The 17473-nt window shown below is 71.9% G+C and carries 7 protein-coding genes; 3 read left to right on the top strand and 4 right to left on the bottom strand.

Annotation, left to right across the window (positions count from 1 at the left end; translation table 11 throughout):
• The first annotated feature begins 4 nt into the window (after positions 1–4).
• Positions 5–1285, top strand: coding sequence for a glutamate-1-semialdehyde 2,1-aminomutase (gene hemL / locus OCEPR_RS04720; RefSeq protein WP_041554028.1), 1281 nt, complete (start codon positions 5–7; stop codon positions 1283–1285).
• A 3-nt stretch (positions 1286–1288) separates the two neighbouring features.
• Complete coding sequence (gene mnmE, locus OCEPR_RS04715; RefSeq protein ID WP_013457565.1) at positions 1289–2599, top strand: tRNA uridine-5-carboxymethylaminomethyl(34) synthesis GTPase MnmE; 1311 nt, start codon at positions 1289–1291, stop codon at positions 2597–2599.
• 3 nt (positions 2600–2602) lie between these two features.
• Here mnmE and OCEPR_RS04710 read toward each other — a convergent pair whose 3' ends face one another.
• On the bottom strand, positions 2603–10663 hold the full coding sequence (locus OCEPR_RS04710) for a translocation/assembly module TamB domain-containing protein (RefSeq protein ID WP_013457564.1): 8061 nt from the start codon (positions 10661–10663) through the stop codon (positions 2603–2605).
• A gap of 59 nt (positions 10664–10722) precedes the next feature.
• On the opposite strand from OCEPR_RS04710, the gene OCEPR_RS04705 reads away from it, so the two are divergent.
• A complete protein-coding gene (locus OCEPR_RS04705) occupies positions 10723–10992 on the top strand; it encodes an acylphosphatase (protein ID WP_013457563.1) in 270 nt (89 codons plus the stop codon).
• Between the two features lie 1000 nt (positions 10993–11992).
• Here the strand turns inward: OCEPR_RS04705 and OCEPR_RS04700 are convergent.
• Genes OCEPR_RS04700 through OCEPR_RS04690 form a run of 3 tightly spaced genes read right to left on the bottom strand, consistent with a single transcriptional unit; the run spans position 11993 to position 17290 of the window.
• A complete protein-coding gene (locus OCEPR_RS04700) occupies positions 11993–13741 on the bottom strand; it encodes an acyl-CoA dehydrogenase family protein (protein ID WP_013457562.1) in 1749 nt (582 codons plus the stop codon).
• A 16-nt stretch (positions 13742–13757) separates the two neighbouring features.
• Positions 13758–14954, bottom strand: a complete 1197-nt coding sequence (locus tag OCEPR_RS04695; protein WP_013457561.1) for a thiolase family protein — start codon at positions 14952–14954, stop codon at positions 13758–13760.
• Positions 14955–14968: 14 nt separating this feature from the next.
• On the bottom strand, positions 14969–17290 hold the full coding sequence (locus OCEPR_RS04690) for a 3-hydroxyacyl-CoA dehydrogenase/enoyl-CoA hydratase family protein (protein WP_013457560.1): 2322 nt from the start codon (positions 17288–17290) through the stop codon (positions 14969–14971).
• Between the last annotated feature and the right edge of the window lie 183 nt (positions 17291–17473).

Genomic DNA, 17473 nt, shown 5'->3' with positions numbered 1-17473 from the left:
GGGTATGCGAACGAGCGAAAACGAACGCCTTTTCCACGCCGCGCGCGCGCTGCTACCGGGCGGGGTCTCCAGCCCGGTGCGCGCCTTCGGCTCGGTGGGCGGCACCCCGCGCTTCCTGGTCAAGGGCCGGGGCAGCCGGGTCTGGGACGCCGACGGCAACGAGTACGTGGACTACGTGGGCAGCTGGGGGCCGCTGATCCTGGGCCACGCCCACCCCGAGGTGGTGCGGGCCGTCCAGGAGACGGCCGCGCAGGGGTTGAGCTTCGGGGCGCCCCACCCGCTCGAGGTCGCCCTGGCCGAAGCGGTGCGGCGGGTCTACCCGGTGCTCGAGCGGCTGCGTTTCGTCAACTCGGGCACCGAGGCGACGATGAGCGCGCTGCGGGTGGCCCGCGGGTTCACCGGGCGCGACCACGTGCTCAAGTTCCGGGGCAACTACCACGGCCACGCCGACGGCCTGCTCGTCGAGGCCGGTTCGGGCGCGCTCACCTTCGGACGGCCCTCGAGCGCGGGGGTGCCGGAGGCCTACGCCGGGCTCACCCTGGTGGGGAGCTACAACGACCCCGAGGCGCTGGAAGCGGTCTTCGCCCACCACGGCGAGAACATCGCCGCCGTCATCTTCGAGCCGGTCGTGGGCAACGCCGGCGTCATCCCCCCGAAGCCGGAATTCCTCGCCGCGCTCAGGCGGCTGACCCGCGAGTACGGGGCCCTGCTCATCGCCGACGAGGTGATGACCGGTTTCCGGCTCGCCCCGGGCGGGGCCACCGAGCGCTACGGCCTCGAACCCGACTTGGTCACCCTGGGCAAGATCCTGGGCGGAGGGCTGCCAGCCGCCGCCTACGGCGGGCGCGCCGAGGTGATGGCCCAGGTGGCCCCCGAGGGACCGGTCTACCAGGCGGGCACCCTGTCCGGGAACCCGCTGGCCATGGCCGCGGGCCTGGCCACCTTGCAGGCGCTGGAGCGCGAGCCCGGGATCTACGACCGCCTCGAGGCCTACGGAGCGCGGCTGCAGGCGGGGCTCGCCGAGGTCCTGACCGCGGCCGGGGTGCCCCACACGATCAACCGGGTGGGCTCGATGCTCACCGTCTTCTTCACCGAGGGGCCGGTCGGCGGCTTCGAAGCGGCCTCGAAAACCGACACCGCGGCGTTCCGCCGCTTCTTCCACGCCCTGCTCGAAGGCGGGGTCTACTGGCCGCCCTCGGCCTACGAGGCCGCCTTCGTTTCGGCGGCCCACGGCGACGAAGACCTGGAACGCACACTCGCCGCCGCCCGCCGCGCCTTCGCCTAGCGCATGCTCCCCAGCCTGCACGACACCATCGCCGCCGTGGCCACCCCGCCGGGTCCCGGCGGGGTGGGGGTGCTGCGGGTGAGCGGGCCGCAGGCGCTCGAGGTGGCCGCCCGCGTCTGGCGGGGGCGCGACCCCCGCACCAGCCCCGGGGGGCGCTTCTGGCACGGCTGGATCGTCGATCCGGCGACCGGGGAGCCGGTGGACGAGGCCGTCCTGCTCGTCTTCCGCAGCCCGCGGTCGTACACCGGAGAGGACGTCGTCGAGCTGCAGACCCACGGCTCGCCCGCCGTCCTGGGGCGCGTGCTGCGCCTGCTGCTCGAGGCGGGCGTGCGGCCCGCCGGCCCCGGCGAGTTCACCCTGCGCGCCTACCTGAACGGCCGGATGGACCTGGCGCAGGCGGAAAGCGTGCTCGCTTTGGTAGAGGCCGAGAGCGAAACCGCGCGCCGCCAGGCGCTGCGCGGGCTCACCCGCAAGCTCTCGCAGAAGATCGACGCCCTCGCGGACCGTTTGCTGGACCTGCTGGCCCACATCCAGGCCCTCCTCGACTACCCCGAGGAAGGGGTCGAGCCGCACGCCGCGGAGCGGGTGATCGCCTCGGTGCTCGAAGAGGTCGAGGCGCTCCTCGCCACCGCCGACGCCGGCCGCCGGGTGCGCGAGGGGGCCCGCCTGGCCCTCGTGGGCGCGCCGAACGCCGGAAAGTCGAGCCTGCTCAACGCGTTGCTGGGTTTCGAGCGGGCGCTGGTGCACGACCGGCCCGGCACCACCCGCGACTACCTGGAGGCGGCGCTCGAGATCGAGGGGGTGCCCCTCGTCGCCGTGGACACCGCCGGCCTGCGCCGGACCGACGACCCGGTCGAAGCGGCGGGCGTCGAACGGGCGCTGGCGGTGGCGCGCGAGGCGGACCTCATCCTCTACCTGGTCGACCGCTCGCGGCCGCGGCCCGACCCGCCCAGCCTGCCGTGGGCGCGCACGATCCGGCTGGCCACCAAGGCCGACCTGCCGGCCGCCTGGCGCGACCCCGACTTCCTCGAGGTCTCCGCCCACAGCGGTCAGGGCCTGGACGCGCTGCGCGCCCGGATCCGCGCCCGGCTGCTGGGAGGGGCGTCAGAGAGCGAGGTCTGGATCACCTCGGAACGCCACCGCGAGGCGCTCGCCGAGGCGCGGGCCCATCTGCTCGAGGCCCGCGGCGCCCCCGAGGACCTGATGGGCATGTCGCTCGAGGCGGCGGCCCGCGCCCTGGGCCGCATCACCGGTCGTGAGGCGACCGAGGAGACCGTCGCCCGCATCTTTCAGAACTTCTGCGTGGGCAAGTAACGCTCAGAACCGCCACTCGACGCCGAGCCGCAGCTCGCCGGTGCGGAGCTTGAGGATCAGGTCGAGGTCCGGGCGGATCGCGTAGAGCATGGAGAAGCGCACCTGGGGCTCGAGCAGATCGCCGCCGAGCTCGCTCTCCACCCGCAACCGCAGCCCGTCGATGCGGTATTCGGCGCCGAGCACCTGGCGTCCGCCCAGGTCGAGGCTGTAGCTGACGAAGAGGTCGGGGCTCAGGTACTTGCCGACCGTGAACTGGGTGGTGCTGACGTCGCCTCCGGCGAAGACGTCGGTTTGCACGGTGAAGACGTCCAGGCCCAGGGCCTTCGCCAGCTCGTACTCGAGCTGGGAGATGAGCAGGTTCTGGATCGCCAGCGAGGCCACGCCCTCGGCCACGGTCGACTCCCCGCCCAGCGCCAGCAGGCCGAGCAGCTCCTCCTGGGTGTAGGGCAGCAGCCGGCCTCCGGCCTCGGCCCAGAGCCGGGGCTCGAGCACCAGCCGGGCCCGGCCGTCGTCGCGGACGAAGTGCCCCTCGCTCTCGAGGTAGAGGTCGATCTCGCGGTCGGCGCTGCGCAGCCGGGTGTGCGCCCGCAGGTAGATGTCGGGGTAGAGGCCGGCCACGGGGCTGAAGCGCGCCCACGCCTGGTCGACCGTGAAACGGTGGCGCCCCAGCAGGAACTCCCCGCGCAGGCCCACCACCTCGCCGCTCAGGTAGGGATCGGCGAGTTCGCCGCCGAGGAAGACCTCGCCCTCGGCCTCGCCCTGGGCCAGGGGCTCCTGGATGAGGAGGCCGCCCTTGCTGAAAAAGCGCACCCGGTCGAAGCGCAACGGGTAACGGTAGCGCCTCTCCTTGAAGGCGACCTCGCGCTTGCCCTCGGGGCGCGAGAGGACGGCCCGCACCACCTCGGTTTCGCCGCTGAGGGTGAACCCGCCGTCGGCGTAGGTGAGCAGGAGGTCGGGGCGTACGGTCCCCGACTGCAGGTAGTACTCGGGGTAGGCCACGGGGAGCTCGCCGGTCAACCGCAGCACCAAGGGCCGCAACCGCCCTTCGAGCCGCGCGCTCGGGGTGCGCAGGTCCAACTCGGTCCCGGGCAGCTTCAGGGTGCCGCGCACCCCCTCGACCATGCCGATCAGTGGAAGCTCGGCCGAGCCGTCGATCTGCAGCGTCAGCGCGTCGGCCCTCCCCTGCCCCGAGACGGTCCAGCGGGCGCCGTAGGGGCGCGTCAACGAGCCCGCCCCCCCGACGCGCAACCGCTCGCCCTCGCGCTCGACGCGCAGCCAGTCGAAGCGGCCGTCGACCGCGGCGACGCCGAAGTCGAAGCCCTCGGCCTCCAGCCAGGCCGACGGTCCCAGAGCGCGCAGCTTGAGGCTGCCGGCCGCGCGGGGGCGGTAGGGCCGCCACTGAGGAACCACGCCGAGGATCGGAGTGAGCACCGTGTCCTTGATCTCGACGGTCAGGTCCGCGTCGTCGGGGCCCCAGTAGCCCCGGCCGCGGATGCTCCCGTCTCCGCTCAGGTCGAGGGCGTCGACGTAGAGGGTGCGGCGCTCGTAGCGCACTGCCGCCTCTCCGCGCAGACGCTTGCCCTCGCCCGCGAAGTCCAGCCGCTCGCCCACGAGCACGCCGTAGCCCGACCAGGGGTCGTCCAGCGGGACGCTGGCCTTGACCGCCCCCGTCCAGTAGGCGGTGCCCGGCGGGGGGCCCGCCCAGGCGCCGGTGAGGAAGTGCAGCGGTAGCCGGACGAGCTCGCCGTGGAGGTCCAGCCGTCCCTCCGCCAGCCGGGTCTCGATCCGGCTCTGCCCCAGGGTCAGCTCGAGCGTCTTGAGCCGGTCGCTCCAGTAGAGCGCCGCCTCCATGGGGTAGGTTTCCCCGGCCACGGTGAGGCCCTCGCTCACCAGGCGGCCGGCCCAGAGCCTGCGCGTGTAGCCGAGCGTCGCGTCCACCCGTCCCGAAGCGTAGGGCAGCCGGTTCAGCACCTTGGGCAGGCGTTCGATGCGCATGCCCTGGATCACGAAGGCGGCGCTCTCCACCTTGGGCAGCCAGCGCTCGGCGTCGGCCCGCAGGTTGAAGGACATCCGCCCCGCGTCGCCCGCCAGCTCGCCCACCAGGGCCGCCCCGCCCGCGGCCCCGGTCCAGTCGAGGTCGAGCCCGGCGTCCAGCGGGGGCACCGGCCACTGCCTCAGCCGCAGCTTCCCCCGCCAGCCGTCGCGGTAGCGGACCTCGCCGCCTCCCCAGGGGGTGTCCAGCTCCAACTTCGCACGGCGAAGGTCGCCCGCGGCGTCCAGGCGGGCCTCGCCGCCGCGGTACCGCGCCGTCCAGGCCCCGTCGAGCCCTACGCGCGCCTCCAGGCGCCCCCGGCTCCACGGCAGCCAGTCGCTGGGCGGATGCAACCAGCTGAGTTCGAGGGCGCGGGTGCGGCCGCGAACGATCACCTCGCCCGGAAGCGCTTGGTTCAGGATCAGGGTGCCCGAGAACCCGGCGTCGCCGGGTGCGTAACCCAGCCAGCCCTCGCCGATCCCCTCCGGACGCAGGCGGGCGCGCCCGTCCGCGAGGTTCACCTCGGCCGTGAGTGCGCCGCCGCCGAGGGGGTAGCGCAGCCCCACCCGCTCGCCCTCGCCCCTCAGCGTCCAGCCGTCCAGGTGCGCCGCGCCCGAGGCCGTGCGCCGGGCCAGGTCCAGCTCGAGCCCGCCCAGCCGCAGTTCGGGGTAGGCGATCCGCACCGCCTCCCCCCGCCACGCCCCTTCGAGTCGGGGCCAGGCGCCCTCTCCGCCGGCGGTCAGCTCGCCGTCCGGAACGCGCAGCCGGCCGGCCCAGCGTCCGTCCGTGCGCGCGACCCGCCCCTGGGCCCACCCCTCCACGTCGAGCCGCGCCGCGGCGCCCAGCCGGCCGCTAAGACGCAGCCCCAGGGCGCGCAAGTCCAGCTCGGGCTCGCGCCAACCGCCGCGAACCCGCCCGCTCCAGCTCACGCCGCCCAGGCGGAAGCCCTCCAGGTCGATTTCGGGTCCCGAGGCCCTCAAAAGGGCGCGCAGGCCGTCCGCTCGCAACGCCAGTCCGGCCGCGCGCCCCTCGAGTTCGAAGGTGTGCCCGAGCACCCGCCACTGCCCCAGCGCCCAGGCGTCGCCGGGCCAGCGCCCCGCCGCGTCCAGGGCGCCCAGGCCATCGGGAAGGGGCCCGGAGTAGGCCCACGCCAGCGACCAGGGGCGCAGCGAGAGCCGGCCGGCGAGCGGCTCCAGCGGCCCCGTCCCCTGCAGGCGGAACCGCGAACCCTCGCCGATCGCCAGTACGCCCCCCCAGCGCGCGCTCTCGAGCCGCAGCCGCCCCACCCAGCCCTCGCCCACCTGCAGCAGGTCGGCCGACAGCGCCGCGCCGCCGCCCTCGAGCCGCCCTTCGAGGCGGCCGGGGTTCCAGCCGAGCTCGAGCGTGCCCGCGTACGCCCCGTAACCCTGAAGCTGCACGCCGGCGTCCGCGGCGTCGAGCCGGCCGCGAACGCCCCCCTCCGCGAGCGCGAGGTCCAGGTCGAACCCCCCGGTCCAGCGCCCCTCGCGGTAGCGCACCTCGCCGACGACGCGCGGCCGCGGCAGGTCGAGGGCGACGACCGCCCCCTCGCGCCCCCAGCCGGCGTCGAGCCGGCCTTCGAGCAACCGGCCTTCCAGCCGCGCCTCCCCCGTGCCGGGCGTCCACGACCCGTTCAGGTCGAGCCACGGCCCCACGAGCCGCAAGGGGAGCACCAGCGACCCCGGCGGGCCCGAAGCCGCGGCGTAGGCGCGCACCGGAAGGCCCAGGAAGGGGTCGAGGTCCAGGCCGTCGACGGCCACGCGCGCCCGGTCGGGCGCGAGATCGACGCTCAGGCCGGGCCCGCGCGCCGTGAAGGCCCAGCCGCCGTCGTAGTCGAACCGGGAGACGATGCGCGCCTCCCCCTCGCCCGAAACCGCCAGCTCGGCCCGCAGCCGGGGCGCGAGGACCGCGCCTCCGGCTGCGGCGGACAGCGCCCAAGACGCCCGCCCCAGGCGCCCCGAGCCCTGGGCGCTCAGGTCGAGCCGGCCGTCGGCGGCGACCGTGCCAGAGGCGCGGACGCCGAAGCCCGCGCCGTCGAGGCGGAGCCGGTCGCCCTCCCCGGTCGCGCTCAGGTAGGCCCCGGGGTAGGTCCAGTCGGCCGCGCCCGAAAAGGCGCCGTCCCGGTAGCGCAGGCGCGCGTGCAGCCGGCCGGCGCTGCGGCGCAGGTCGCCCAGCCCGGCCGCGCCCTCCAACCGCCACGACGCCAGGCGCGCCCCCGAACCGGCCAGCTCGAGCTGCAGCGGGGCCGCCCAGAAGACGCGCCAGTCCAGCCCGTCGCCCTCGGCCGAGAGCGGCCCCGCCTGGGGTACGCCGCGGTAGACCACGGCGTACCCCGAACCGCGCCACTTCGCGCCCTGGCCGCTGAACGCCAGCAGGGCGTCGGCCGTCGCGGTCGCGTACCGCAGGCGGCCACGGTAACGCCCCTCCCGGGTGTCGAGCCGCAGCGCGCCGCCCACCGGTCCCTCGAGCTGCAGCTGGGCGACGCCGGCGTTCCAGTCCCCTTCGAGGGCCCAGCGACCGTCACGGGCGCGCAGGTGCACCCCCGCGGCGTCGGCGGTTACGCCGACGCGCACGCCGCCGGCGGCGTAGTCGAGGGCGCCCGCCGCCGCGGGCCGCAGCTCCAGCCGGCCCTGCACCGCGCCCAGCCCCGTCAAGGCGGCGTCGGGCCCCGTGGTCAGGCGCAGGCCGGCGCTGCGCACCGGATCGTAGACCGCGAAGGCCCAGTTCGCGCCCTCGGGCCGCAGCAGCAGCGCCAGCCGAAAGCCGGCCGCCTCGAGCGTCCCCGCCAAGCTCCCGCCGCGCCCCTCCAGGTCCAGGGTCCCGGCCAGCCGCCCTGCCAGGTCCAGGCCCAGGGCCCGTCCCAGCGGCGCCAGGTCCCAGCCGTCCACCCGGAGGCGTCCGCGCTCGAGCCGGGCCGCGCCCCCCGGGGCGCGCACCTGAGCGCTCCAGCCGCCGTCGCGCCGCAACGCCGCCTGGATCCGGTACCCCTGAACGCCCAGATCGAAGCTCCCTTCGAACCGGGCCCCCTCGCCCTGGAAGCGGCCCTCCAACCGGAGGGGACGGCCCGCGATCTGCTCGCGCCAGTCCACCGACCCGCGGTAGCGCAGCCCTTCGCCCTGCAGCCGGATGGGGCCGCCCAAACTCCAGACACGCCGCGGCAGGGAGGCGCTGAACGTCCAGGCCTGCTCGCGCAGCCCCGGCCAGCGCCACACCCCCTCCCCCACGGCTTCCAAGGCGGTCCAGGGCCCCTCGACCACCAGCTCTCCGGCCAGGTAGCGGGCGTCGAGCACCGTGCGCGCGAAGAGTTTGGAGGCGTTCAAGTAGCCCGAGCTCCGGTACCCCGGTCCCGCGCCCTCGAGCTGCAGGGTGCCGAAACCGTGCGCCCGCCAGCGCCCCGAGGGCCCCTCGAAGGTCAGGTCGCCCGACCAGCCCCGGTCGTAGGCCAGGCGGCCGTTCCAAACCCCCGGGAGCCCCAACGCGTCGCTGGCGAAGCCCCGGGCCTCGAGCCTTCCCGCGGGCCCCGCCCCCTCGAACCGGAGCCGGCCCTGCTGCAGGGCGCCCTCCCAACGCAGCGCGCGCCCCCGCCGCCGCAGCCCCACGAACCCGTCCAGCTGCGGAAGCCCGGCCCGGACGTCGTAGGTCAGCGCCGGCAGGTCGGCCCGCCCGCCGAGCTCCACAGGCCCCAGCCGCGGGAGTTCCAGCCTGCCCGCGAGCGCGAGCGCCGACCAGGGGCCGCGGGCGGTCGCCTGCCCCCAAGGGGTCGCGAGGGTCAGCGAACCCGAGCGCAGGTCGCCGGTCGCGTACAGGTTCCCTTCGTAACCGTAGCCCGTCCAGGGGAGCGCAAGGGAGAAGGGCAGCGCCCCCTGCAGCTCGACGCGGCCGGCGCCGACGCGCAGCCGCCGGCCGCGCAGCTCGACGGGCAGCGCCGCGAAGCGAACGTCGCCGATCGAAGGCGGGTGCAGGACGCCGTCGATCCGGGGTTCTGGCCAGAGCGGACCCTCGGCCTGCAGGTAGCCGCGCCAGACCGAATCGAGAACGCCTCCGCGCCCCACGAGCCGCACCTCCTCCCAGGGGGAAACGACGCGGGCTTCCCCGCTCCAGCGCCCGTCTTCCAGGGCCAGGGCGCCCTCGTAGCGCAGGCCTTCCCCCAGCCGCACCCGGCCGTCGATCCGGTAGACGCCCGGCGCGATCCGGAAGCGGGCCTCGTCCAGGGTGCCGCGCACGCCGGCCGCGTCGGCCACGCCGGCGAGCGGCACCTCACCAAGCGGGGTGTCGGCGACGCCGTCGAAGCGCAGCGTCTCTCCTGCGAGCTCCGAGGTCAGGGAGAGGTAGCGGCCCTTCAGCGTGGCGTTGCCGCGCCACGCCGCCTCTGGGGTCCAGACCACCGCACCGCTCAGCTTCAAGCCGCCCAGCACCCCGACGGGCAGGTCGGCGAGCTTCGCCTGGAAGCGGCCGTCGGCCCAGAGCCCCGCGCCGTAGCCGTCGGCACGCAGGCGCCAGCGCGCCCCCTCCTGCACCACCTCGAGCGGCAGGTTCAGGTAGGGCGAACGGTAGGCGAGCTCGGCGCGGAAGCCGCCGCGCCAACGCCCGCTTCCCCCAAGGCTGCCGACGACCATGGGGATCGGATCCAGCTTCAGGCTCAGGTCGTCCCAGCGCCCCGCCAGGGCGAGCGGACCCAGCCGGCCCGACACCTCCATGCCCGCGCCCTGCAGCCCGCCCGAGAGGTCGAGGGGGGCCTCGGCCAGCGGCAGCCGCACCCCCGGGCTCTCGGCCTGCACCTGCCAGCGGGTGCCCTCGCCGGAAAACACCACCTGCGCCGCGCCGTCGAGCGGCACCGGCCAGACGAGCCGGCCCTGGCCCCGGTAGCGCACCCCCTCCCCGCTCAACTCGATGCGGCTGCCCTTGTCGTCGGTGACCTCGGCGACGTAGCCGCCGTCCTGCCAGTCGAAGACGCTGCGCCAACCGCGCTCGAGGAAACGGCCGGTGGTCTCGGCGTGCAAGGTGAAGCCGTCCGCGTAGGCGAAGCGGCCGTCGTAGCCGATGCGGCGGGCGAACAGTCGCCCCTCGCCCTGGAAACGGCCCTCCAGGTGAAGTTTTTCCCACCCGCTTCCCTCGATGACGAGGGGGCCCTCTCCGGTTGCGGGAAGGCCGACCTTCCAAAGCGCCAGGAGGGCCTCGAGTCGGGGGCGGCCCTCGGCCTTGAACCGGTAACTGCGGCCCGGCACGTCCACGACGCCGGTTGCGCTGACGGGGCCGTCCAGGCTCCGGCCCTGCAGCTCGGAGGTGATCACGTGGTCCCGGTAGCGAAGCCGCCCGTCCACCTCGCGCACCGGGAATCCGGCGAGCGTCACCCCGGCGTCCCGGACGGCGGCCTCCCCTATCCAGTGCCCCTCCCGGTAGCCGAACCGGCCCTCGATCCGGCCGTACTGCCCGCCCCGCCACCAGAAGCGGCTCAGCGCCAGGTCGCCGGCGAAGGTGGTGGACCAGTCGTCGGCCGAACGAAGCTCGAGCTCGCCCGCGAGCGCGCCCTCGTCGGTCTCCACCCGCCAGGCGAACCTGGGCAGCGAACCCGAAAGCTCGGCCCGGTAGGGCGGAAGCGCGAAGCGCGGCCAGGCCGCGCTCTCGAGCCGCACGTCTTCGAGGACGAGGCGACCGAGCACGGGTTGCAGGCCGCCCGCGCCCGCCGCGCCCCCGAGCGCGGGAAGCGCCCCCGGGTCCAGCCGCACGGTCCCGCCCCTCAGCTCGACCGCGAGCGGGAGCTTGCCGCTCAGGGCCGCGAAGAGGTTGTAGCCGAGGCGCAACTCGCCCACGCGCGCTTCCAGACCCGGGGCGTCGATCCGCACGTCTTCGAAGCGCAGCCCGGTGAGCGCGTAGCCGCTGACCCGGGCCCATTCCACCTGAAAGGGCTGGTCCCGAAGCGCCTGCTCGAGCCCCCATTGGATCAGAGGCGGAAAACCCGGCAGCGCCGCGAGCACCGCCAGGAGTAAAAAGAGCCAGCGCTTCCTGAACCGCACGTTCCTATCGTATCCGGCGGCGGCTGGGATAGATGAAGGTTTTCACGTAATCTAGGGCCATGAAGCGCCGCATCGTCGCCCTCGTTTCCGGCCGGGTGCAGGGCGTGGGCTATCGCGCCTTCGCCCGCAAGCACGCCATGGAGCTGGGCCTGGCCGGCTACGCCGAGAACCTGCCCGACGGCCGGGTGGAAGTGGTGGCCGAAGGACCCGAAGACGCGCTGGAACACTTCCTGCACTTCCTCCGCCAGGGCCCGCGCCTGTCCAAGGTTGAGGAAGTCGAGGTCCAGTGGAGCGACCCGGTGGGGCTGGAGGGGTTTCACGTTTACTAATAGTCGGTAGTTCGTGGTGCGCGGTACGCAGTAGGGGCGGACCTGCGTGTCCGACCTGATTGGTGTGCAGTTTGTAATACGTAGCAAGATCATGGTTTATGGCCTGTAACCCCTGGCCTGTAGTTGGCCGTCAACGGCAACGAAACGTCGGCTTTCTGTCCGGCATGGACCCCGGATCTCGTTCGTTAATAGCTCGCTCGCCCGGGGACGCAGGAAAGGCAGGATGTAGGGGGTGGGATCTGGGAGGTGGAGCTCATTTTCAGAAGAACACGAACGGGCTTGGGCGCGACGCATCAGAACACGAAGTTGGGTTTTCCTACCACTTATCCCCTACACCCCACATCCCGGCGAAGCCGGCTATATGGCCCGCGCCGCACCCGAACCCCACGGTTTAGTCGCCGCAAATACCGCTCCCTCCCCCGGGGGAGGGCTGGGGTGGGGGTTGTTGGCGATCCAAGGCCCAAACGCCACGTTTGGAATTAGCGGTCTGCCCAGCAAATGAGGACCCATATACCCTCGTCCGGCTAAACAACCCCCCTCTGACGGCTACGCCGCCATCTCCCCCAAGGGGGAGGTTCTAGAGTTGGTCATCAAACAAACCGTAGCGTTCATCATGCTTTAGGCTCTGGATCCCCCGCTTTCGCGGGGGCAGGTCCAGCTCGCGCAGGCCTACGGCCTGCTTGACTGGAATGACGAAAGACTTGTCAGGTTGATAAATGTTCGTCACCCCAGCAAAAGCTGGGGTCCAGACCGAGCCACCGAGCCGCGATTGAGGCTGAACCAACATCCCGACGAATAGACGACGGTCGATTAACAGCGACCGAATCTCGGCTTCACGACCAGCATGGACCCTGAATCAAGTTCAGGGCAGGCTCCTGAATCAAGTTCAGGGCAGGCTTCCGGATCTCGGCGGCTGCGCCGCCCCGTCCGGGGAGGCGTCGAAAACCCGCCCCTTGCGGGGCGGGCGGGCACATGGAAACGCCGTGCGGATGGCGCGCGGCTACTTGATGGGGTAGCCCTCGGCCTCGAGCACCGCGCCGGCGATCTGGCGCTCGAGCGCCACCTGGTTCACCGGCTCGTGCTTGCTGAGGCGGCGGGCGGCGGCCATGAGCACGCGCAGGTCGTCGCCTTCCTCCAGGTAGGGCAGCACCGCCTGGGCCAGCTGGGCCGCCTTGTCCTGGGCGCGGGCCAGGTAGTAGCGGGTCATGGCGGCCTCGAGCTCGCCCCCGCGCTTCTGCGTGCGCAAGAGCGCGCTCTCGGCGGTGAAGGCGTCGATGAGGATGTCGGCCGTCGCCATGAGCACTTCCTGCTCCTTGACGATCTTCTCGCCGAACTTCTGGCTGGCGATGCCGGCGATCATCAATGCCAGCTTCTTCAGCCCGGCCACGTAGGCCCACTCGCGGTCCCACTCGTTCTCGTACTCCTCGCCGAACGAGGGCTCGAGCAGCTCCTCCTGCAGCTTCATCGCCGCCTCGACCAGCGGCAGCTCACCCTTGAGGGCGCGGCGCAGCAGCATGCCGGGAATGAGCAGGCGGTTGATCTCGTTGGTGCCCTCGAAGATGCGGTTGATGCGGCTGTCGCGGTAGGCCCGTTCGACCATGTACTCCTCAATGTAGCCGTAGCCGCCGTGGATCTGCACGCCCTCGTCCACCGCGTAGTCGAGCACCTCACTGCCCAGCACCTTGATGATCGAGGCCTCGATGGCGTACTCCTCGATGGCGTCGACGATCTGGTCCTTGCCGCGGGCCTCGATCTCGTCGTCGATCAGGCCCACGGTGCGGTAGGTGGCCGACTCGGCGGCGTAGATGAGCGCCGCCATGCGCGCCAGCTTCTGCTTGATGGCGCCGAACTTGGCGATGGGCAGGTTGAACTGCTGGCGCTGAAGGGCGTACTTGGCCGACTCCTTCAGCACCTCCTTGGCCGCGCCCACCGCGGCCGCGCCCAGCTTGTAGCGGCCGATGTTGAGCACGTTGAAGGCGATCTTGTGGCCCTTGCCGATCTCGCCCAGCACGTTCTCCACCGGCACCTTGACGTCCTCGAGGATCACCTGGCGGGTGCTCGAGGAGCGGATGCCCATCTTGTGCTCCTCGGGGCCCAGGCTGAGGCCGGGGGTACCCTTTTCCACGATGAAGCCGGTGAACTTCTCGCCGTCGATCTTGGCGAAGACGATGAAGACGTCGGCGAAGCCGGCGTTGGTGATGAACTGCTTGGTGCCGTTCAAGACGTAGTGCTTGCCGTCTTCGCTCAGGGTCGCGGTGGTCTTGGCCGCCAACGCGTCGGAGCCCGAGCCGGGCTCGGTGAGGCAGTAGGCGCTGATCCACTCGCCCGAGGCCAGCTTGGGCAGGTACTTGGCCTTCTGCTCGGGCGTGCCGAAGTAGACGATCGGCAGGGTGCCGATGCCGGTGTGGGCGCTGAAGGTCACCGAGAAGCCACCGGTGACGGCGATGTTCTCGGCCACCACGCTTGTGACCACCTTGGGCAGGTCGAGCCCGCCGTACTCCTCGGGCACGTCGGGGCCCAAGAGGCCCTGCTCGCCGGCCCTCTGCATGAGCCGCACCGAGTGCTCGTACATCTTCTCCTTGTCGTGCTCCATTTCGTCGAGCACCGGCAGCACTTCGCGCTCGGCGAAGGTGCGGGTGGTCTCGGCGATCATGCGCACGGTCTCGTCGAAGTCCTCGGGGGTGAGCGCCTGCTCGGGCTTCTCGAGCAACCAGCCGCCGCCCTTCTTCCACAGGGGTTTGTCCGCCATCGTTACGACCTCCTCGTTAAGCTCCGTACACCTCAAAAAGTCCGGCCGCGCCCATGCCGCCGCCGATGCACATCGTCACCAAACCCTTACCGCCGCCGCGCCGGCGCAGCTCGTGGATCAGCTGGGTGGTCAGCTTGGCGCCGGTCGCCCCCAGCGGGTGGCCCAGGGCGATCGCGCCGCCGTTGACGTTGACCTTTTCCTCGGGCATCCCCAGCTCGCGGATCACGGCCAGCACCTGGGCGGCGAAGGCCTCGTTGAACTCGATCAGGTCGAGGTCGTCCATCGTCCAGCCCGCCTTCTCGAGCGCCTTGGGAACGGCCTTGGCCGGCCCCACGCCCATCACGTCGGGCTCGACGCCGGCGACCTGGAAGGTCACGAACCTGGCCAGGATGGGCAGGCCCAGCGCCTCGGCCACGGAGCGTTCCATCACCAGCACGCCGGCGGCGCCGTCGGAGTAGGGGCTGGCGTTGCCGGCGGTCACGGTGCCGCCCTCCTTGAAGGCCGGTCGCAGCTTCGCCAGCGCCTCCAGGCTGGTGTCGGGGCGGATGAGCTCTTCGTAGTCGAAGACCGCCTCCTCGACCTTCTTCTTGCGCCCCTGCCAGCTCACCTTCCGCACCGGTACGGGAATGGTCTCGTCCTTGAAGCGGCCCTCGGACTGGGCGGCGTGGGCCCGCTGGTGGCTGCGCAGCGCCCACTTGTCCTGGTCCTCGCGGCTGACGTTCCAGCGCTCGGCCACGCGTTCGGCGGTGAAGCCCATGCCGATGTAGCTCGAGTAGCTCTCGGGGCTCCAGGTGTCCGGGGTCAGGCTCTCCTCGAGCCGGTAGTGGAAACCCGACATCGGCACCTGGCTCATCATCTCGACGCCACCGGCCAGCACCACGTCGTTGATGCCGCTCAGGATGGCCTGGGCGGCCAGGGCCACGGTCTGCAGGCCGCTCGAGCAGAAGCGGTTGATCGTCGCCCCCGGAACGTCCACCGGGAAGCCGGCCTTCAGGAGGGCCAGCCGGGCGATGTTCAGCCCCTGCGAGGCCTCGGGCATGGCGCAGCCCCAGAGCACGTCGTCGAGCTTGGCGGGGTCGAGGCCGGCGCGGCCCACGGTCTCCTTCATCACCAGGGCGCTCAGCTCCACCGGGTGGACGCTGGCGAGCGCCCCGTTCTTCTTTCCCTTCGCCACCGGCGTGCGGGCGGCGCTTACGATTACGGCTTCGCGCATCGTCGTCTCCTCCTTTAGTTGCGCAGCGTCTTGCCCGTCTTGAGGGTGTGGGCGATCCGCTCCTGGGTCTTTCGGGTGCCGAGCAGTTTGAGGAAGGCCTCACGCTCGAGGTCGAGGATGTCCCACTCGCTTACCTCGCGGCGCGGGCCGTCACCCCCCGAAAGCACGTAGGCGAGCTCGCTGGCGATCCTCACCTCGTGGTCGGTGATCTGGCCCGCCTCGCGGAAGCTCCAGACCGCGTACTTGAGGTTGCCCAGCGCCTCCTTGCCGAGCGCGGTGATCTTGCCGCGCACCGGGCTGACGTAGTCGGGCGCCAGGTCGAGCACCCGCTGCTTGGCGTCGGCGATGAGGCGGTCCTTGTTCATCGAGATGCGGTCGCCCTTCTGCAGGTAGCCGATCTCGAAGGCCTCGAGCGCGCTCGTCGAGGTCTTGGCCATGGCGATGACCTCGAAGGCCCGCTTGACCGCGGCAAAGGGGTCGGCCTCCGCCCCCATGGCGCCCGTGTACGGGGCCAGGTCCTCGGTGAAGCGGAAGAGCAGCTCCTTGGTGCCGCCGCCCGCGGGGATGAGGCCCACGCCCACCTCGACCAGGCCGATGTAGCTCTCGGCCGCCGCCTGCACCCGGTCGGCGTGCAGCGTCATCTCCGCACCGCCGCCCAGGGTGAGGCCGAAGGGCGCCACGACCACCGGGAAGGGCGCCTCGCGCAGCCGCATCGTGCTCTTCTGGAAGAGTTTGACCGCCATCTCCAGCTCGTCCCACTCGCCCTCCTGGGCCAGCATCAGGATGAGCGCCAGGTTGGCCCCGGCGGAGAAGGCGCGCTCGTCCTCGCGGCCGATTACCAAGCCGGCGAGGTCGTTTTGCTCGATGTACTTCATGCCGTAGTCGAGCATCTTGAAGATGCCCTCGCCCAGCGCGCCCATCTTGGTGCGGAACTCAAGCAGCAGCACGCCGTCGCCGAGGTCGTAGAGGCCGGCGTCCTTGGACTCCTTGACCACCTTGCCGGCGTCCTTCAGGGTCTGGATCTCGATGACGCCGGGTAGCTCCGGCACCGGCACGTAACCGCCCTCGAGCGCCAGCATCTGGCGGCTCGCGCCCTCCTTCTTGTAGAACGAACCCTCGGCCTTGGCCAGCAGCTCGGGCTTTTCCAGCCCGGCGGCCTCGATCAGCTCGGCGGTCTTGTCGAGTCCCACCGCGTCCATCTGCTCGAAGGGGCCCATCCGCCAGCCGAAGCCCCACTTGAGGGCGCGGTCCACGCTCACGACGTCGTAGGCGATCTCCGGCGTCTTGGCCAGGGTGTACTGGCTGCTGACGGCGAAGAGGTCGCGCAGGAAGGCGCCGTACTTGCCGGGCAGGTCGAGCACGGCGGCGATCCGCTTGGGCAGGGAAAGCTGCTTGGCCTCGTCCACGCCGGGGATCTTCGGCTTCTGGCGCGGCCGGTACTCGAGCGTCTTCCAGTCGAGGGTGTAGATCTCCTTGCCCTCTTTCTTGTAGAAGCCGCACTTGGTCTTGTCGCCCAGGCAGCCGCCCTCGATGACCTTCAGCACCCAATCGGGCAGCGAGAAGTCCTCGCCGGTGGTGTGGGCCAGCTCCTCGGCCACCATCTTGAGCACGTCCAGGCCGGTCAGGTCGGCGGTGCGGAAGACGGCGCTCTTGGGTCGGCCGATCAGCGGACCGGTGAGCGCGTCCACCTCGTCGATGGTGAGGTCGTGCTTCTCCATCAGCGCCACGGCCCGGAGCATGCCGTAGACGCCCAGGCGGTTGGCGATGAAGCCGGGCACGTCCTTGGCGCGCACCAGCCCCTTGCCGAGGATGCGGTCGCCAAAGTTCTCGATGGCCTCGAGCACCGCCGGGTCGGTGTGGGGGGTGGGGATGATCTCCAGCAGGTGCAGGTAGCGCGGCGGGTTGAAGAAGTGGGTGCCCAAAAACCGCTTCTTGAAGCGGTCGCTGCGCCCCTCGAGCAGCGCCTTCATGGGGATGCCCGAGGTGTTCGAGCTCACGATCGCGTGCTCGGGGAGGACCTCTTCGAGGCGCGCGTAGAGCTCCTGCTTGGGCTCGAGCTTCTCGATGATGGCCTCGATGACCCAGTCAACGTCCCCAAGCAGCTCCAGGTCGTCGCGTGTGTTGCCGATCGTGATCAGCGCGGCGCGGTCCTTCCGCATGAAGGCCGCGGGCCTCGCCTTCTTCGCCCGCTCGAGCCCTCGCTTGACGAACTCGAGCGGGTCGTCCTTGCCGGGTATGTCCAAGAGCACCACCGGCACGCCGGCCGAGGCCAGCAGGGCGGCGATGCCGCTGCCCATGGTCCCTGCGCCGACTACGCCAACTTTCTTGATTCGCATAGCCTCCTCCTTATACCGAGTATAAACTTATACCGACACCACACCCCTTGTCCAGTGCCGCCGCCACGTTTCGCGTCGGGACCATTCTACCCGCTGGGGGTCCCGCCCGCGGGCCGGGTCTTACGCCCTGGCCGCCGCCGCGCCAAACCCGTTATATTGACCTCGATGCAATCTTGTACCGGG

Source organism: Oceanithermus profundus DSM 14977, from assembly GCF_000183745.1.
GTDB lineage: Bacteria > Deinococcota > Deinococci > Deinococcales > Marinithermaceae > Oceanithermus > Oceanithermus profundus.
This window is presented reverse-complemented; position numbering and strand designations above follow the sequence as displayed.